The following is an 18,230-nucleotide window of genomic DNA, read 5'->3' as shown; positions in this document are numbered from 1 at the left end:
GAAGCTCGCGTACAAATACAAACCGGCGCGTCGCGATCCATTCGCGACGCGCCGGTTTGGCGCAGTTCCACGCGGCGCCTGGGTGGCGCCCGTCGTTTTTCCGGCGGCTTACATGCCGGCCATGCACATGTACTTGATGACGACGTAATCGTCGATGCCGTAGTGCGAGCCTTCGCGGCCCAGGCCCGATTGCTTCACGCCGCCGAACGGTGCGACTTCGTTCGAGATCAGGCCGGTGTTGATGCCCACCATGCCGTATTCGAGCGCTTCCGCCACGCGCCAGACGCGGCCGATGTCGCGGCTGTAGAAGTAGGCAGCCAGGCCGAATTCGGTGTCGTTGGCCATCTTGATCACTTCTTCATCCGACGAGAAACGGAACAGCGGCGCCAGCGGGCCGAAGGTTTCGTCGCGCGCGACCTTCATCGCAGGCGTCACGCCCGTGAGAATCGTCGGTTCGAAGAAGCCGTGGCCGAGCGCGTGGCGCTTGCCGCCCGTCAGCACCTGCGCACCCTTGCCGAGCGCGTCTTCGATGTGCGATTCCACCTTCAGCACGGCTGCTTCGTTGATCAGCGGGCCTTGCGTCACGCCAGCTTCGGTGCCCAGACCCACCTTGAGCTTTTCTACGGCGTCGCGCAGTTTCGCGGCGAACGCGTCGTACACGGCGTCGTGCACGTAGAAGCGGTTCGTGCAGACGCAGGTCTGGCCGCTGTTGCGATACTTCGAGGCGATCGCGCCCGCGACTGCGGCGTCGAGATCGGCGTCGTCGAATACGATGAACGGCGCGTTGCCGCCCAGTTCGAGCGAGACTTTCTTCACGGTGGCGGCGCACTGGCTCATCAGCAGACGGCCAACCGGCGTCGAGCCCGTGAACGAGAGCTTGCGCACGATCGGGTTGCTCGTGAGTTCGCCGCCGATCGCCTTCGGGTCGCCGGTGACGACGCTGAACACGCCGGCGGGCACGCCTGCGCGTTCGGCCAGCACGGCCAGCGCGAGCGCCGAGAACGGCGTGGCTTCAGCGGGCTTGAGCACGATCGGGCAGCCGGCCGCGAGCGCGGGGCCGACCTTGCGCGTGATCATCGCAGCCGGGAAGTTCCACGGCGTGATGGCGGCGCACACGCCGATCGCTTCCTTCGTCACCACGATGCGCTTGTCGTTGGCGGGCGTGGGGATCGTATCGCCGTAGACGCGCTTGCCTTCTTCGGCGAACCATTCGAGGAACGAGGCCGCATAGCCGATTTCGCCCTTGGCTTCGGCGATCGGCTTGCCTTGTTCGGTCGTGAGGATCAGCGCGAGGTCGTCGGCGTTTTCGATCATCAGATCGTGCCACTTGCGCAGGATGACGCTGCGCTCCTTCGCGGTCTTGGCGCGCCACGCGGGCCAGGCGGCGTTGGCGGTGGAGATCGCGCGGCGCGTTTCAGCCGCGCCCATGCGCGGCACCGTGCCGATCAGCGCGCCGGTGGCGGGATTGACCACGTCGAGCGTGGCGCCGTCTTCCGCGCCTTGCCATTCGCCATTGATATAGGCCGCGTTCTTGAGCAGCGATGCGTCTTTCAGGTTCATCTGGGAACTCCGGGCAATGCTTCTATTCAGTTCGATTCGGTATGTCGCCGGCGCGAGGCACAACGACGAACGGCACAGCGGCAAACGCCGGTGTGCCGTTTCGGGACTCAGATCAAAGCGCTGAGGTGCTCAGGCGAGGCTTACGCCGGCACGCCCACGGCTTCCTTGATCGATTCTTCGAGGATCGCCAGCGCTTCGTCGAACACGTTGTCCTGGATCGTCAGCGGGAACAGGAAACGCACGACGTTCGAGTACACGCCGCACACGAGCAGCAGCAGGCCGCGGTTCAGCGCGGCGGTTTGCACGCGCTTCGTGAAGTCGGCGTCGGCTTCGTTGGTGCCCGGCTTGCAGAATTCGACGGCGTTCATCGCGCCCGGGCCACGCACGTCGGCGATTTGCGGCACTTCGGCCTTCATCGCCGTGAGCTTGGCCTTGATCTTGTCGCCCAGCTTCGTGGCGCGCTCGCAGAGCTTTTCTTCTTCGATGATCTCGATGACCGCGTGCGCCGAAGCCACAGCCAGCGGGTTACCCGCATACGTGCCGCCGAGGCCGCCAGGCGCTGCGGCGTCCATGACTTCCGCGCGTCCGACCACGCCCGACAGCGGCATGCCGCCGGCCAGGCTCTTGGCGATCGTCATCAGGTCCGGCGTGACGTCGTAGTGTTCCATCGCGAACAGCTTGCCGGTGCGGGCGAAGCCGGTTTGCACTTCGTCGGCGATCAGCAGGATGCCGTGCGTGTCGCAGATCTTGCGCAGGCCGCGCACGAAGTCCGCCGGTGCCTGGTAGAAACCGCCTTCGCCCTGAACCGGTTCGAAGATGATCGCGGCGACGCGCTTCGGATCGATATCGGCCTTGAACAGCATTTCGATGTGCTTGAGCGAGTCAGCCGTGCTGATGCCGTGAACCGAGTTGGGGTACGGAGCGTGGTAGACGTCGGCCGGGAACGGGCCGAAGTTCAGCTTGTACGGCGCGACCTTGCCGGTGAGCGCCATGCCCATCATCGTGCGGCCGTGGAAGCCGCCTGCGAAGGCGATCACGCCCGGACGGCCAGTCGACGCACGGGCGATCTTGACGGCGTTTTCGACGGCTTCAGCGCCGGTCGTGAAGAACGCGGCCTTCTTCGCGAAGCTGCCCGGAGCGCGTTGTGCGACCTTTTCGGCCAGCGAGACATACGACTCGTACGGCACGATCTGGTAGGCGGTGTGCGTGAAGCGCTCGAGCTGGTCCTTGATCGCAGCGACGATCTTCGGATGGCGGTGGCCCGTGTTGCACACGGCGATACCGGCAGCGAAGTCGATCACGCGGCGGCCTTCGACGTCCCACAGTTCCGCGTTTTCAGCGCGCTCAGCGTAGAAGTCGCACATCACGCCCACGCCGCGCGGGGTAATTGCGTTCTTGCGGGCCTGCAGATCGGCGTTCTTGCTCACGTTCATCTCCTTCAATGCTTTCGGTTCTGGGTTGACTGGCGGACCGGATGGTCGTGCATCCGTCCATGCCGCGACTATACTCACGTTTGGCTCTAATATTCAGAGCCATTCAGTGCAATCTTTAGGAGCCAATTTCCATGCGAGCGAGTGTCCTGTCCGACTGGCTGGCCCAGCGGCTCGATCGCGGCAGCGGCCAGCCCGTGTACCGGCAACTGCACAAACTTCTGCAGCAGGCGATCCACTCGCGCGAGCTGCCGGCCGGCGCGAGAGTCCCGTCATCGAGGCTGCTGGCGGCTGAGCTGGGAATCGCGCGCAATACGGTCACGCAGGTTTACGAGCAATTGGTGCTCGAAGGCTATGTCACCTCGGCGACGGGGCGCGGCACCTTTGTCGCCGATACTTCGCCCGATGAGATCGTCGGTGCGGCGGAAATTGGCTCTATCGGATCGGTGAAAACCCCGATCAAATCAGGTTCCATTGCGGGCCAATCTTCAAGCATTGCAACTAACAGCCGGACTCAGCCCGATCCGGAGCGGTCGAACGGCCCGATTTCGCCGGTTTCCGTCGCTACCGATCTGCGCGATGACCTTGGCGAGCAGACTCAAGGCCTGATACAGCCACCGCAGTTGCCGCAGCCGCACCGTCCGGGAGCCCGCGCGCTATCGGCGCGAGGCGCACGCCTGATCGCGGGCGCGGGCGTGTCCAAGCGCCAGGGCGGCGCCTTCATGCCGGGCGTGCCCGATGTCTCGCGCTTTCCCGCGCGCATCTGGACCCGATTGCACAACAAATACTGGCGCACGTTGCGCCCCGATCTGCTGACCTACGCGCCCGGCGGCGGTCTGGCCTTGCTGCGCCATGTGCTGGCCGACTATCTGCGCACCTCGCGCTCCGTGCGCTGCTCGCCCGAGCAGATCATCATCACGACGGGCATCCACCAGTCGGTCGACCTGGCGGTGCGTCTGCTGTCCGATCCCGGCGACACCATCTGGACCGAAGACCCGTGCTACTGGGGCGTGCGCAGCGTGCTGCACGTTTCGGGGCTCAACCCGCGCCCGATTGCCGTCGATAGCGAAGGCATCAACCCTTCCGCCGCCGATTTCGCCGCGCCGCCGCCGAAGCTGATTCTGGTCACGCCGTCGCATCAATATCCGCTTGGCATGGTGATGAGTCTTGCGCGCCGCCGCACGCTGCTCGAATACGCGCGCCAGCACCAATGCTGGATCATCGAGGACGATTACGACAGCGAATTCCGCTACGGCAGCCGGCCGCTCGCGTCCCTGCAAGGTCTTGATACAGCCGGGCAGGTGATCTACGTGGGCAGCTTCGGCAAGACCTTGTTTCCGGGCTTGCGCGTGGGCTACCTGGTGGCGCCGGAATCGCTCGCGGAGAGCTTCGCGACCGCCAGCGCCGAGCTTTATCGCGAAGGCCAGCTTTTGCAGCAGGCCGTACTGGCGGAATTTATCGCCGAGGGGCATTTCACTTCGCACATCCGAAAGATGCGCGCGTTGTACGGCCAGCGCCGTCAGGCTTTGCTCGACGCCGCCGCGCGCCGCTACGGCGACGCGTTGCCCGCGATGGGCGGCGACGCGGGCCTGCACGTGGTCATGCAGTTGCCCGAAGGCAGCGACGACCGCGCCGTGGCCGAAGCGGCGCTGGCGCGCAATATCGTCGTGCGTCCGCTGTCGGGCTATTACTCGGAGCGCGAACGCGCGGCGTCGGGTTTGTTGATCGGCTATGCGTGTGTGCCGGACGAGGAAATCGCGCCGTCCTTCGACACGCTCGCGCAGGCGATTGACGCTACGCTGCCGGCCTTCGCGTAGCGCGACCTGCAACGCTCAAGGACTGAGCTTCGTGATCTTTTGCCCTTGCACGCCGATGCCTGCCATCAAGCCCGCCTGAGCGAAGATCATGGCGTAGACGTCCGAGCGCAGAGTTGTACTCGAATAGTCTTCCGCCGCGCCCGAGTTCGCGACCACAACGCTCGGGCCCGAACCAATCGACCAGCCATCGGAGCTATCGAGGTACGTTTGCGCGGCGGGCGTCATGAGGAACAGCGCTTCGGCAAAACTCTGCGCGCCGGCCTGCAACCCGTACGACAGCGAGCTCGAATTGTAATAACCGAGCACCTGGCCATCGCGCGAGAACAGCACGCCATTGCCGCTCGCGCCGCCGACCAGCAGGCCCGCTTTCAGCATGTCCGGGAAGACCAGAATCGCGTTGGCGCGCGAACCCAGCGATCGGGCGTTCGGTACGCTCTTGTAGAGCGTGTTCAGTGCAACCCGAGCGTCGCGTTCGAGTTGCGCGTGCGACGCTGCATTGCCGGTTGTGCTGCTCGTGGGCAAAATGCTGCCGTTCTGTGTCGAACAGGCAGACATAAGCAGCGCCGTTGAAATGATCAGTATGCCTACGTATTGGGATGACATATTGGCTTTGCGTTTTGCGGTTCTGGAATGAACCACATTAGCAAAGCGAACTGTTCAGGTCTTTGCGCACCGTCACGCCAGGCGGCGAAAGAGACGACGACTCGATCGAAATCGAGTCGTCGTCCTGCAGCTGCGATTTACGGGCAGGCGATGCTTGCCCGCGCGCCCGAACGCGGCGCAGCCGCGAGCGCGCGCACGCCGCTGGCGATCGATTGCGAGAGCGCCTCGATGGCTCGCCGATGTCCGTCGATAATCGCGTCATAGCCCTCGCCAACCGCTTCGTTGCGCACGCTTCGGCAGGCCATGGCGGTTTGCGCGCCCAGCGCGCGCACGCTCCACACGGCATCGATCAGCACGTGCGAACCCGGCCAGGATTCGAAGCGCTGCACGTTCACGCTCACGCGATAAACGGGTACGCCCGCGGCATGCGGCGCGCCATATACGTCGATGGTGCCAAGCTGCTGCGTGAGGTCGCCCGAAAGCGCGTGGCGGATCTCGTCGCCGGGCAGCGAGGCCCAGCGATCGTGTTCGAGCACGCGCACCTGGTTTGCGTCGGTTTGCACCACGAACTGCGATTTCGCGACTTGCGGCGGCACGTCCACCGGCGCGAGTTCGATCAGCCACGGCGGGTTGCTCGCGATCGTGGCACTCGTGGCGGGCGTGCCCGGGCTGAGCGTATAAAAGCGCGTGGCGGGCGATCCGCAACCGGCCAGCGCGGCGGCCGCGAGCAGGGTTGCCGCCATCGAGGGGACGCGTCGGAACATCATGGCTGGTCTCCTGACTTGCCGCGCAGCAGCGATTCCGGGTGGCGCTCCAGGTAGTCGGAAAGCGCGTTAAGGGATTGCAACGTACGCGTGAGTTCCTGCATCGCCTGATGCACGTCCGACTGCAGCGGCGAATCCTGCTGCAGCGTGGACTGCGCGGCGCTGAAAGTCTGACGCGCTTCGTCGAGCGTACTGCGCATCTGCGGCATCAATTCGTTGTTGACCTTGGCGAACATCTGGTTCGCGTTCTGCAGCGACTCGTTCAGGTTCTTGCCGATCTTGTCGAACGGCATCGCATTGAGTTTTTTCGTAATCTCGGCGACCTGTTGCTGGAGTTCTTCAAGCGAGTTCGGAATGGTCGGCAGCATTACCGGATCGCGGTCGAAATCGGCCTTGGCTGGCGCCGCCTTCGGGAAGATGTCGAGCGCCACATATAGCTGGCCAGTGATGAGATTGCCGGTGCGCAATTGCCCACGCAAACCGTGATCCACGAGTTGCCGCAGCAGCGCGTGATTCTGCGACGTATAAGGCGTATCGGTATCGCCGCGAGCGCGGCGCGCGAGACGCAGCGGATACAGGTCCATCGTCACCGGCATGGTGAAGTTGCGCTCCTTGCGGTCGTATTCGATGCCGATGGCGGTCACCTGCCCAAGCACGATGCCGCGGAAGTCCACCGGCGCGCCCACTGCGAGACCGCGCAGCGACTGGTTGAAGTTCATCACCACATGCAGCGGCGTGCCGTCGGGCTCGTGCATGGCGGTAGATTCGTCGGCGGCCAGATCGAACGTGGCGTTGTTGGCCGCAAGCGGCCCCATCACCTGGCCGGGCGGCGCACCGAACGCGAGACCGCCGACCACGATGGTGGCGAGCGATTGCGTATCGATCTTGATGCCGCTCGAATCGAGCTGCACGTTCACGCCGCTTGCGTGCCACCAGCGCGTATTGGCGCCCACGTACTGGTCATAGGGCGCGCTCACGAACACCTGCACCGTAACGCCGGTGCCATCCTTGTCGAGCGAAAAATCCGTCACCTGGCCGACCTGAATACGGCGGAAAAAGATCGGCGTGCCGATGTCGAGCGAACCGAGCGCCGCGCTGTGCAGCGTATAGCGATGGCCCTTCTGGTCGATGGTCACGGCGGGCGGCGCTTCGAGCCCGACGAAATCGGTTTGCGTATCGGACGAATGACCGGCATCGGCGCCGATGTACGAACCCGAAAGCAGCGTGGAGAGGCCCGATACGCCGCTCGCGCCCACGCGCGGACGCACGACCCAGAAGCGGCTGTCCTTCACCGCGAATCGTTCGGCATCCTTGGTGAGTTCTACCGTCACGATCACGTGCGAGAGATTAGGCGAGAGTTTGATCGCGCGCACCGCGCCGATCTCGACGTCCTTGTACTTCACCTTGGTCTTGCCGGGCTCGAGGCCTTCGGCGCTCGACAGGCTGATGCTGATGGTCGGGCCGCGCATGGCAACCGATTTCACCACCAGCGCGACGCCGATCAGCGCGGCGATGAGCGGCACGATCCACACGAGCGAAGGCAGCCAGCGTTTTGGCTTGACGATCTCGGGATCGGGCAGGTTGGGCGGCAGCGATCCTTGCGGGCTATTCATGCGGATGATCCTGGAAGTGTTGCGTAGATTCTTGTTTGTTTTCGTTCACCGCGTCCCAGATCAGGCGTGGGTCGAACTGCATCGAAGCGATCATCGTCAGGATCACGACCGAGCCGAACGCGATGGCGCCAGGCCCAGCCGTAATCACCGCAAGCGACTGGAAGCGTACCAGAGCAACGGTCAGCGTGACGACGAACACGTCCAGCATCGACCAGCGCCCGATGAATTCGACAAGGCGATAGAGTTTCGTGCGTTCGATCGGCCGCCACGTCGAGCGCCGCTGCGTGGTCAATGTCAGCAGGGCGAGCACGGAAAGCTTGAGCATCGGCACGAGAATGCTGGCGATGAAAACGATCACCGCGAGCGGCCACGAGCCCGAAGTCCAGAAATAGACCACGCCGCTCATGATGGTGTCGTCCTCGTTGCCGACGAGCGACTCCGTATGCATGATCGGCAGCAGGTTCGCGGGAATATAAAGCAGCGCGGCGGCGATGAGCAGGGCCCACGTGCGCATCAGGCTGTTGGGCTTGCGCGGATGCAGTGCCGAGCCGCAACGGTGGCAGCGCGGGTGCGCGTGGCCATGCACTTGCGATTGCGCCTGGACACGCCCGCACGCGTGGCAGGAAAAATAGCCGGCTTGGGCGGCGGTTAAATATTTCATTGTGGCGGTTCCGGCAGCGGATTGTTTCGCTGCGCGTGCTGGTCGTGTGCGCGCGATGTATCGCGTGCGGCATCGCGCAAGGCGTCGGCGATGTCCCACAGCAGGCGCGCATCGAATGTCGCAACGACTGTGAACATCAGCGTGAGCGCGCCGAAGGCGAATAACGCGGTTTCGGGAATCACGCGCGCAAGGCTCACCATTTTCACGATGGTGATCAGCACGCCCAGCATGAACACTTCGAGCATGCCCCACGGCCGCACGAACTGGATCGTGCGCAGCACCCTTGTGAAGCCCGGCGGGATAACGCCACGGCGCACGGGCAGCAAAACATAGAGAAGCGCCAGCATCTCCGTGAGCGGAAACAGCACAGTCGCGCAAAAGACCATCGCGGCAATGATCTGCATGTCGTCGCGCCACAGCACGGCGATTGCGCCAAACAGGCTCGACGTCGAGAGGATGCCGTTGGCGTCGAGCTCGATGATGGGAAACGACTGCGCGATGATAAACATCACGAGCGCCGCGACCGTGATCGCACTGATGCGGTCGAGTTGTGACGCGGCGTTACGGTAAAGCGTCGCGCCGCAGCACGCGCAGCGCGCGCTGCGGCAGCTGGCCAGACGGGGTTTGCGGTGGAGCGTGTCGCATTCGTGACAGGCGATCATTCGACGGCACGAGAAAACGTTACGTTCATCTGCAGGATATCGCTGGCCGGCCGGCCGCTTTCGACGATCTGCGCAAGCGCCTTTAGCCACGGAACGCAGTGGCTGAAGAAATGGTAGTAGCCCTGACAAAGATAGTTGAGGCCGGGCTCGCCTTGCGTCGAGCGCGTGAAGCGATGTTTCGGGCAACCGCCCCAGCAACCTTTGAGCATATTGCAGCGCAGGCATTGCTGTGGCAGCGCCTCGAACTTGTCTTGGCCGAAGCGTTGCTGCAACGGCGAATCGAGCATCGACGCAAAATCGTTCTGCGCCAGATTGCCCAGCCGATAGTCGCGATAAACATAGTGATCGCAAGCATAGACATCGCCGTTATGCTCGACGACCACGGCTTTACCGCAGGTTGGCTGGTGATGGCATGACGCGCCGGGGCGGCCCATAAAATTCGCCAGCGCCCATTCGAAGTTCATCACATGGATCTTGCCGACATCGCGCTCGATCCATTCGTCGAAAATCGTCGATAAAAATGTGCCGTAGTGCTCGGGGCGCACTGACCAATCGGTAACCGATGTGTCGGCTTGCGGCCGTGCGGCTGCCGACAGCACCTTGCCGCCAGGGCCGCGCAAGGTGAGGCCGATTTCCCGCTCCTGCTCGCCTGGCGCACGCTCGACGACAGGAATGAACTGCATATACTCAACGCCGTGCTCGCGCAGGAATCGATAGACTTCGAGCGGCGCCTGCGAGCTACGATGATTGACGCAGGCGAGCACGTTGTACCGCACGCCCCACGCCTTGAGCCTGTCCAGCGCGCGCATCACGAGCGCATGCGAAGGCTGTCCGCCCACGGTCAAGCGATACGCGTCGTGAAGATGCGCGGGTCCATCGAGCGATAACCCGATCAGAAAATCGTGCTGCTTGAAGAAGTCGCACCACGCTTCGTCGATTAACAGACCGTTGGTCTGGAAACTATTGGCGATGCGCCGACCTTCGCCATAGCGCTGCTGCAACGCTATCGCGCGTTGATAAAACGCCAGGCCCAGCAGCGAGGGTTCCCCGCCTTGCCACGTGAACACGACTTCATGGTCCGGCGGCGTTGCGGCGATATAGTCGCGCACATAGGCTTCGAGGACATCATCGTTCATGCGATGCCGGTTGCTATCGCGATACAGCGCGGCTTTCTCGAGATAAAAGCAGTACGAGCAATCGAGATTGCAATCCGATCCACTGGGTTTCGCCATGGCGTGAAAACCGTCATCGACGTGTGTGTGATTCATGATTCAGGGCTCATCCGGTTACGGTTGAGCGGCCGCACTGCGAAAAGCCGCGCGGCCGCCCATGAACGCCAATGTGCGTTCGTCAGGCATCGAGACTGACTATCGAGATTTACTGCAGATCGACCGTCAGCCTGTCGATCTTGCCGTTGAACCTGAACGGCGGCGTATAGGTGTTGTCGACGGGCGTGCCCGCGTCTTCGCCGATATCCTGCGATTCGAACGACGTGTACTTCATCGGCACGGTCTTTTCGACGCGTCCTTCGCCGATCTGCTTGCCGTTTGCGAACATCGTCACCGTGCCGCCCTTGCCAAGGCCACCGCCGTCATACTGGAAGTGGAACGACAGCGTGACGTTGCCCGTGGGCACATTGCCGGTCGAGACGATGCGATAGCGCGCCATATCCACGAAGTTGTGCGTGACCACCAGCTTGCCCTTCTGGGTATAGAAGCCCCAGCCGGCGGTAAAGCCGCCCTGCGTGAAGATCATGCCGTTCGCGCCGCTTTGCGGAATCTGCGTCTGCGCCGTCACCGTGAACGAGCGGTTCTTCAGATCCGGCGCGGAGCCTTCCGGCAAGCCGACCAGCGGATAGTCGTAGACGAACTTCGTGCGGCCCTTCGCAAGATTCGGGCGGCCGGTGAGATCGTCGGAGAAACGCTCGGGACCGCGCCAGTCCAGCGGCAGTACGTTGTGCGTCTTCGCCTGCTCCCACCACATCGCCTGGAGTTCTTTCAGCTTCTCCGGGTGTTGAGCGGCGATGTTGTGCGCCTGCGAAAAGTCCTCGTCGATGTTGTAAAGCTCCCAGGGCACCTTGTTGATGTCCACGTCCTTACGCACCACCTGAAGCGGATTGAACGCCAGCGACGACGCCATCCAGCCATCCTTGTACATGCCGCGGTTGATCAGCAGTTCCCACATCTGCTCGTGACGCCGGTCGGCCGCCTTCGGATCGTTGAAGGAGTACACCAGGCTGATGCCGTCGAGCGGCGTCTGGTCGACCCCGTTCACCTTCGTCGGCACCGTGATGTGCGCGGCTTCGAGGATGGTCGGCATGATGTCGGTGATATGGCTGAACTGCGTGCGGATCTGGCCGCCCTGGCGGATGCCGTCCGGCCAGTCGATGATCAGCGGATTACGCGTGCCGCCAAAGTGCGACGCCACCTGCTTGGTCCACTGGAACGGCGTGTCCATCGCATGCGCCCAGCCGATCGGCATGTGGTTGAAGTGCTTCGGTCCGCCCAGTTCGTTCATGACCTTGTAGACATCCTGCCAGTCCTGCTTCATCCCGTTGACCGTGATGAGCTCGTTGGTGATGCCCGCAAGACCGCCTTCGCCGGAAGCGCCGTTATCGCCCACGACGTAGATGATCATGGTGTTGTCGGCGTCCGGCAGACGCTTCACCACGTCGATCACGCGACCCATTTCGAAGTCGGCGTGCGCGCCGTAGGCGGCGAAGATTTCCATCATGCGCGCGTACAGCTTCTTCTGTTTCGGATCGAGCGAATCCCATGCGGGAATCTCGGCAGGACGTGCGGTGAGATCGGTGTTCTGCGGCACGACGCCCAGCTTCTTCTCGCGCGCGAGCGTTTCCTTGCGGTACTCGTCCCAGCCCATGTCGAAGCGGCCCTTGTACTTGTCGATCCAGTCGGCGGGCGGCTGGTGCGGCGCGTGCGTGGCGGCCGGCGCGAGATAGAGGAAGAACGGCTTGTCCGGCGCAATGGCCTTTTCTTTCTCGATCCACGCGATGGCGTGATCGGCGAAGTCGGTCGTGAGGTGATACTTCGGGTCCGTGGACGTTGGCACCCGCGTGTGGTTTTCGTAGAGGATCGGCTGGAACTGGCTCGAATCGGCTGCGTTAAAGCCGTAGTAGTACTCGAAGCCCCAGCCGGTCGGCCAGTGATCGAACGGGCCGACTTCGCTGGTTTCCCACGGCGGCGTGTTGTGGTTCTTGCCGATCCACGCCGTTGCGTAGCCGTTCTGGCGCAGGATCTCGCCCACCGTAGCGGCCGAGCGCGGAATCAGGCTGGTGTAGCCGTCGTAGCCCGTGCTCATTTCGGTCAGGATGCCGTTGGCGACCACGTGCGGATCGCGCCCGGTGATGAGCGCCGCGCGGCTCGGCGAGCACATCGCGGTGGTGTGAAAGCGGTTGTACAGCAGGCCTTCGTGCGCGAGCTTGTCGAGCGCAGGCGAGGGCACCGCGCCGCCCGTCACGTCGAACTGGCCGAAGCCGACGTCGTCCAGCATGATCAGCAGCACGTTGGGCGCGCCTTTGGGCGGGCGCACCGGCTGCGGGAAGGTGGCGGGGTCCGAGTCCTTGAAGGTTTCGCCAATCTTGCCGGTGAAATGGAAGTCGGGGTACGGCAGCACGGATGCCGTTTGCCCGGCGCCCGGTGTGCCCGCCGGCGGTGCGCTTTGCGCCGTCGTGAGCGGTATGCAGAACACGGCCATGCTCACGATCGCGGCGAGCGCGGTCTTTTTCGCTTTGAGTTGTTTCATTCGTCCCTCTCTAGCTACGGCGCAATGCCGGATAGCCTTCGCCCTTTTTACGGGCGTCTCTGGATCGCTTGTTGCGTGCGCTTACTTCACGACGGCGCCGTTGCGCGTCACGCTGATCGCCATGGCGGCGGCATAAGTCGCGGCGATGCTGTCGCCGACCTTGAACCTGCTGAGATCGACATCGGGCGAGACCGCCATCGTGACCGTCTGACGCGGACCGGCCAGCGTCGCTTCGCGCGTCTTGACGTCGAGCGCCTGGATCGTCGCGACGATCTGCACGGTGCGCGTCTTCACGACCACGCCGTTCGAGGCCGGCGCAGTGGTTTCCGCCGTTGCGCGTGCGCGCGCGCCCTTGGGGTCGGCCTTGTCGGCGGCCATGAGCAGCGCCGCGCGATAGGCGACGTCCACTTCGTCGCCGACCTTCAGCTTGTGCACGTCGGCCGTGGCGGGATCGACGTCGAACACGACGGTGTGCCCTTTGGGGCCTTTGACGGCGACGCTGTTGGTCTCCGGGTAGATCTGCGTGATCTTCGCGCTGAGGTTGATGGCGCCTTCGGCGCCGATGGCATTGGCGCTTGCCGATTGCGGTTGCGTGTCGGCATGCGCGGCCGGGATGGCGAGAAATACGGCCGTTGCCGACAGGACCTGCGCAACGTGGTAGGTGAACTTCTGCATGGTTTCGTCTACTCCAGGGTTATCGACCGGAATGGTCATTGGGAAAGCGGCGGGGCGCCGTCATAGCCGCCGCCCAGTGCCTTGATCAGGGCGATGTCGCCGCCAAGACGACGCTCGTCGAGCGCGAGCAGGGCGATGCGTTCGGCGATTACCGGCAGGCTGGCCTGCTCGACGACAAGCTGGCTGGCCAGGCCGCGTTCATGCGACGCGCTGGCGGCGTCCAGCGCGAAACGCGCGGCGCGTACCTTTTCGTCCTGCAAGGAACGTTCGGCGTTGAGCGCCTGCAATTGATTGCCGTTGATGACGACGTCGCGCACGGCGTTGAGCACGGCCTGGTTGTACTGTTCGATCAGGATGTTGCTGGCCGCGCGCTCGTTGCGAAGATTGGCGTTCAGGCGGCCGCCGTCGAAGATCGGCAGATAGAGGCCAGGCACCAGGTTGAATTGCTGGCTCGCGGCGCTGAACAGCTTGTTCATGTGCAGGCTGTCCAGCGCGAACAGCGCTTTCAGATCGAGACTGGGATAGAACGCGGCGCGGGCGGCGTCGACCTGACTGAGCGAAGCCTGCACATACCAGCGCAAGGTCTGAAGATCGGGGCGGCGCGCCAGCAGTCGATACGGCAGATCGGGCGGCAGCCCCGCCGCGGGCACGGGCAACGGCACGGGTTGCAGCACGAAGGGATCGTCGCTGGCGGCGTGCACGAGCGCGCGCAACGCCTCGCGGCTTTGCGCGACCTGCGCCTGCGCGGCCACGATCTGACGCTGCACGCCAAGCAATTCGCTACGCGCAGCGAGTACCGGCAGCTGCGCTTCGAGACCGCGCGCCTGCTTGCCCTGATGCGCCTGGACCGCGTAGTTGAGCGCCGCTTGCGATGCCTTGAGCAGATCGATCAGCTGATAGCCCGCTTGAACGGCGTAATAGAGCCGTGCCGCGTCTGCCGTCAGTTCGAGTTCGGCGGTGGCCAGTTCGGCTTCGTGGGCGTGTTGCATGCCCATCGCTGCGTCAACCTGGGCGCGATGCCGTCCCCAGAGATCGATCTCAAGACTGCCGCCAACGCCGATCAATCCTTCGGTGTACCAGGGACCGTCTATCCCCAGCCGTGGCAAATTCTGCGCATAAGGGCCGAGCAAACCATTGGACGATTCATGCTGAACGTTGATGACCGCGCCCGCGCCCAGATGCGGCAGCAGGCCGGAACCGGCGAGATCGGTTTGCGCGCGCGCGGCCGTGATGCGTTCACGCGCGGCGGCAATCGTGGGCGAGCCGCTGAGCATGCGCTCCATCAGCGTATTGAGTTGCGCGTCGTGGTAACGCGTCCACCATTGCGCGGCGGGCCACGGTCCTGCGGGCAACTGCATGTCGGCGGCGATCGGCGTCGATAACTGAAGCTGCGCGTGCGGCGCGCTGTCGTCGCGGATCAAGGCACAGCCTGCGAAAACGCCAAACAAGGCCGCGGCGCATACCGACAAACTCAGGTTCCTGACAATCATTGAGCGGGTCCTTCAACGCGGGGCGAGGCCGCCGGCGACTTGAGCGGGTTCTCCGGTAAACCGGCGACGCGTTCCAGCAGCCGACGCAGACGCGCCATCAACGCGTCTTTTTCCTGCTGCGGCAGATTGAGTTTTTCGAAGACAGTTGCGAGAGCAACGATCGATGAATCCGGTCGCGCGGCGCGGGCATCTGCGCTGCGCTCGACGGCCTCGGCGTAGTGATCGAGCGCATCGCCGGTTTGATCGAGCACCTTCGCGATGACCGTGGTGCCGTCTGGCGGCAGCACACCTATTGCAGCGAGCGCAGTGTAGAGATCGTCCTGCGCGACCAGGATCAGACGTGCCTGATCGAGCAGTGTGCGAGCGCGCTGCGCCAGATCGGCTTGCGGACCGCTGCGGAAATCGCGTTCGTAGACGATGCGTTCGTACATCGCTTCGCATTCGTTGAGCGTCGTCCACGCCTGTACGAGCGGCTCCTGGCGCTCGATCGCCGATCGTTGCTGCTGACCCGGGCGCATCAGATCCGCGATCTGCCGAAGCAGCGCCGCAAGACGCTGGCGCATGGCCGCGCGTTCGCTCTCCGGCCAAAGGCACGAAAACACCACCGCGCTGATGACGATGCCCAGCACGATGCCCACCGCGCGGTCGCGCACTTCGGTCAGGTCGTAGCTCGGGCCGAAACCTTCCACCAGCGGCAGGCAACACGTGCCGATCATCTGTACGCCGATATAGCTGCTGCGCTCGGGCCCGCCTGCGATCCAGCCGCCGACCAGAAACACCGGCGCGAGCATCAGCAAAAGCCCGACGATGCTGTCCAGATGCGGCATCACGAGCACCGTCAGCAGGATCGCGAGCAACGCGCCGAACAGTGCGCCTGCAAGGCGCAAGGGCATGCGTTGCAGCGACATGCCGAGCGTCGGATAAAGCAGCAGCGAGACGCTGATCATGATCGTGTGGATGCCTTCCCACTGCGTCGCCGTATAAAACACGTAGGCGATCAGCGAAGCGATCAACGCTTTGAGCGCGAACTGCAGGTAGTGCGGATTGGTGCGGGCGTCCGGCAGCCACATGGCGTCGGCGGTGTTGGCTTCGACGGCCGGCGGCTTTCTGCCGCTGGAACTGAACTGGGCGAAAGCATCGAGCGCACGCACGATCGCGCCGGTTTCAGGATTGCGTTCGAGCGCGGCGCGCTGCTCCGGCGTGCAATCGAGCGAATACGGCGCCTGAGCGGCAATGGCCGTATCGAGCGCCTCGATCTGCCGCACGAGATGGCGCAGCAACGAAGCGGGAACGCTCAGGATGATGTTCGCAGCGAGCGCATTGGCGCCGTAACGCACACGCGACACCACGCCCAGCCAGCTTTGCCGATACCGCTTGCCCGCATCGTCGTGCGGTGCGTCCATGGCGGAAAATTGCGCGAGTTTCTGCAGCTTGTCGAAGCCGAGTCGCAGCGTGCGCAGGGTCTGCGGCGCGAGACCTTCTGTGCGGCCGATTGCGCAGGCAGTGAGACGCGCATTGGCCTGCGCGAGTTGCGCGTGCGCTTCGTCGCTCATCTGCTTCGCGGGCGAGCGCGGCAAAACGCAGCGATTGACGAACAGCGCGACGATCGTGCCGTAACCCGTTGCGACCATCGCCCAGAGGATTTCGCGCGTCACGAGTTCCGGCGGCATCGCCGAATCGAGCATCGATTGCGCGTACATCACCACGAGCCCGACGCCCGAAAAAATGATGCCGAGCTTCATCGCGCGCATCAGGTACATGCAGCCCAGATAGATCAGCGACGCGAGCGCGATGCGCAGCAGCGGATAGTCGTAGGTGAACTTCACGAGCACGAGCGTCGTGCCGATCGCCATGGCCAGCGCCACCAGCGTCAGCACGCCGATCAGGCGCGTGAGTACCGTGTTCGATTGAATCGTGCCGATCACGGAGACGACCGCGAGGATCGTCATCGGCAATTGCAGGGTCATGCCGATCACGATCACCAGCAGGTTCGCGATCAGCATGCGCAGCATGAAGTTGGCGCGGCCGGGGTACGGTGCTAGTTCCGCGTGCAGAATTTCGCGGCAGGAATCGGGGAGCGTAGGCGCCCGGTTGCGGTCAGACGTGGCGAAACGCGTCATCGTGCGGTCGCGCCATTGCGCTTGTCGGCGTCCAGATCGAGGCGGGCGACTGCCGATGCGCCGATGCGAAAGAGCGTGTTATCCGGCGCATCGACGCGAATTTTCACCGGGAAGCGCTGCGCTACATGCACCCAGTTCAGCGAGCGTTGTACGCGCGGCAGGCCTTCGAGCACGAGGCCGCCATCGTCGGGCAATACGCCATAGCCGATCGAATCGACCGTGCCGCGAAAGCGTCTACCGCTGTCGGTCATCAGATAGACGGTGGCGGGCGTGCCCGTGCGAATACGCTTGAGTTGAGTTTCGCGGAAATTCGCCACGACGTACCAATGTTCCGTATCGATCAGCGTGAAGATGGGTTTCAAGGGCGTGGCGTATTGGCCAACCGTGGTTTTCAGCGACACGATGCGGCCGTCGAATGGCGCGCGAACGCTCGCCATGTCGAGCCGATGCTGCGCGAGCGCGATCTCCGCTTCGATCACGCTGCGTTGCGCAACCAGCGCGTCGACGCTGCCGACAGCGGCGCTTGCCTGCTGGAACTGCAGTTGCGCGGCATTTGAGTCGGCTTGCGCGGCGGCGTGTGCCGTGCGTGCGCGATCGACGTCTTCGGCGGAGACATAGCCGGGCGCGAGCAGTGGTTCGGTGCGGCGCAGCGTTTTTGCGGCGAGCGCGGCGGCGGCGCGCGCTTTTTCGCTCACCGCCTGCACGGACTTCGCGTTGAAGCGCTGGGCGTCGATGGCGCGCTGCATCAGCGCGATCTGCGCGTCGAGCGCCGCGAGCGACGCCTGCGCGCGCGCGAGTTCGTCGGCGAGCGGACGCGGGTCGATGCGCAGCAGGAGGTCGCCTTTCTTGACCGCCTGGTTGTCGCGCACCGGCATCTCGACGATACGGCCGGGTACTTCGGCGCTGACGTCGATCGTGTCTGCATAGGCGTAGGCGTCATCGGTCGATGGCGCGGTGTCCACGCGCCACCAGACGAACACCAGTAACGCGACGGTCACGATGACAAGAAGGAGAGCGGGCCACTTGCTCTTCGAAGCGGGAGACGACGTGCTCGGCATGAGTGCAATCCGGGA

At 63.9% G+C, this 18,230-nt stretch carries 14 protein-coding genes; 1 reads left to right on the top strand and 13 read right to left on the bottom strand.

Annotated features, from left to right (window positions below):
• Positions 1–108: 108 nt before the first annotated feature.
• Both gabD and gabT read right to left on the bottom strand, forming a co-directional pair.
• Positions 109–1,560, bottom strand: coding sequence for an NADP-dependent succinate-semialdehyde dehydrogenase (gene gabD / locus G3N59_RS34600; protein ID WP_205987363.1), 1,452 nt, complete (start codon positions 1,558–1,560; stop codon positions 109–111).
• A gap of 140 nt (positions 1,561–1,700) precedes the next feature.
• Positions 1,701–2,993: a 4-aminobutyrate--2-oxoglutarate transaminase gene (gene gabT / locus G3N59_RS34595; RefSeq protein WP_205987361.1), complete on the bottom strand. Its 1,293-nt coding sequence runs from the start codon at positions 2,991–2,993 to the stop codon at positions 1,701–1,703.
• 131 nt (positions 2,994–3,124) lie between these two features.
• Between gabT and G3N59_RS34590 the strand changes: the two genes are divergently transcribed.
• A complete protein-coding gene (locus G3N59_RS34590; protein WP_205987359.1) occupies positions 3,125–4,807 on the top strand; it encodes a PLP-dependent aminotransferase family protein in 1,683 nt (560 codons plus the stop codon).
• Between the two features lie 15 nt (positions 4,808–4,822).
• Here G3N59_RS34590 and G3N59_RS34585 read toward each other — a convergent pair whose 3' ends face one another.
• The 11 genes from G3N59_RS34585 to mdtN form a co-directional block, all read right to left on the bottom strand.
• A complete protein-coding gene (locus G3N59_RS34585; protein ID WP_241024770.1) occupies positions 4,823–5,362 on the bottom strand; it encodes a YSC84-related protein in 540 nt (179 codons plus the stop codon).
• Between the two features lie 185 nt (positions 5,363–5,547).
• On the bottom strand, positions 5,548–6,177 hold the full coding sequence (locus tag G3N59_RS34580) for a PqiC family protein (RefSeq protein WP_205987357.1): 630 nt from the start codon (positions 6,175–6,177) through the stop codon (positions 5,548–5,550).
• Positions 6,174–7,787 carry an MlaD family protein gene (locus G3N59_RS34575; RefSeq protein WP_205987356.1) on the bottom strand — a complete coding sequence of 538 codons (1,614 nt, stop codon included), beginning with the start codon at positions 7,785–7,787 and terminating at the stop codon, positions 6,174–6,176. The genes G3N59_RS34580 and G3N59_RS34575 overlap by 4 nt, the downstream gene beginning before the upstream one ends.
• Positions 7,780–8,448, bottom strand: a complete 669-nt coding sequence (locus G3N59_RS34570; RefSeq protein ID WP_205987353.1) for a paraquat-inducible protein A — start codon at positions 8,446–8,448, stop codon at positions 7,780–7,782. Before G3N59_RS34570 ends, G3N59_RS34575 begins: the two co-directional genes overlap by 8 nt.
• Complete coding sequence (locus tag G3N59_RS34565; RefSeq protein ID WP_205987351.1) at positions 8,445–9,110, bottom strand: paraquat-inducible protein A; 666 nt, start codon at positions 9,108–9,110, stop codon at positions 8,445–8,447. The genes G3N59_RS34570 and G3N59_RS34565 overlap by 4 nt, the downstream gene beginning before the upstream one ends.
• On the bottom strand, positions 9,107–10,378 hold the full coding sequence (locus G3N59_RS34560) for an anaerobic sulfatase maturase (protein ID WP_241024768.1): 1,272 nt from the start codon (positions 10,376–10,378) through the stop codon (positions 9,107–9,109). The genes G3N59_RS34565 and G3N59_RS34560 overlap by 4 nt, the downstream gene beginning before the upstream one ends.
• Positions 10,379–10,487: 109 nt before the next feature.
• A complete protein-coding gene (locus G3N59_RS34555; protein WP_241024766.1) occupies positions 10,488–12,872 on the bottom strand; it encodes an arylsulfatase in 2,385 nt (794 codons plus the stop codon).
• Between the two features lie 81 nt (positions 12,873–12,953).
• A complete protein-coding gene (locus G3N59_RS34550) occupies positions 12,954–13,547 on the bottom strand; it encodes a hypothetical protein (protein ID WP_205987349.1) in 594 nt (197 codons plus the stop codon).
• 35 nt (positions 13,548–13,582) lie between these two features.
• Positions 13,583–15,037 (bottom strand): MdtP family multidrug efflux transporter outer membrane subunit, encoded by a 1,455-nt coding sequence (locus G3N59_RS34545; protein ID WP_205987348.1) that lies wholly within the window; start codon positions 15,035–15,037, stop codon positions 13,583–13,585.
• Positions 15,034–17,157 (bottom strand): FUSC family protein, encoded by a 2,124-nt coding sequence (locus G3N59_RS34540; protein ID WP_205987346.1) that lies wholly within the window; start codon positions 17,155–17,157, stop codon positions 15,034–15,036. Before G3N59_RS34540 ends, G3N59_RS34545 begins: the two co-directional genes overlap by 4 nt.
• Positions 17,154–18,215, bottom strand: coding sequence for a multidrug transporter subunit MdtN (gene mdtN / locus G3N59_RS34535; protein ID WP_205987343.1), 1,062 nt, complete (start codon positions 18,213–18,215; stop codon positions 17,154–17,156). Before mdtN ends, G3N59_RS34540 begins: the two co-directional genes overlap by 4 nt.
• Between the last annotated feature and the right edge of the window lie 15 nt (positions 18,216–18,230).

The organism is Paraburkholderia sp. Ac-20340, from assembly GCF_017104965.1.
Lineage (GTDB): Bacteria > Pseudomonadota > Gammaproteobacteria > Burkholderiales > Burkholderiaceae > Paraburkholderia.
Note: the sequence above shows the minus strand (reverse complement) of the source record. Positions and strands in the feature narration are given on the sequence as shown.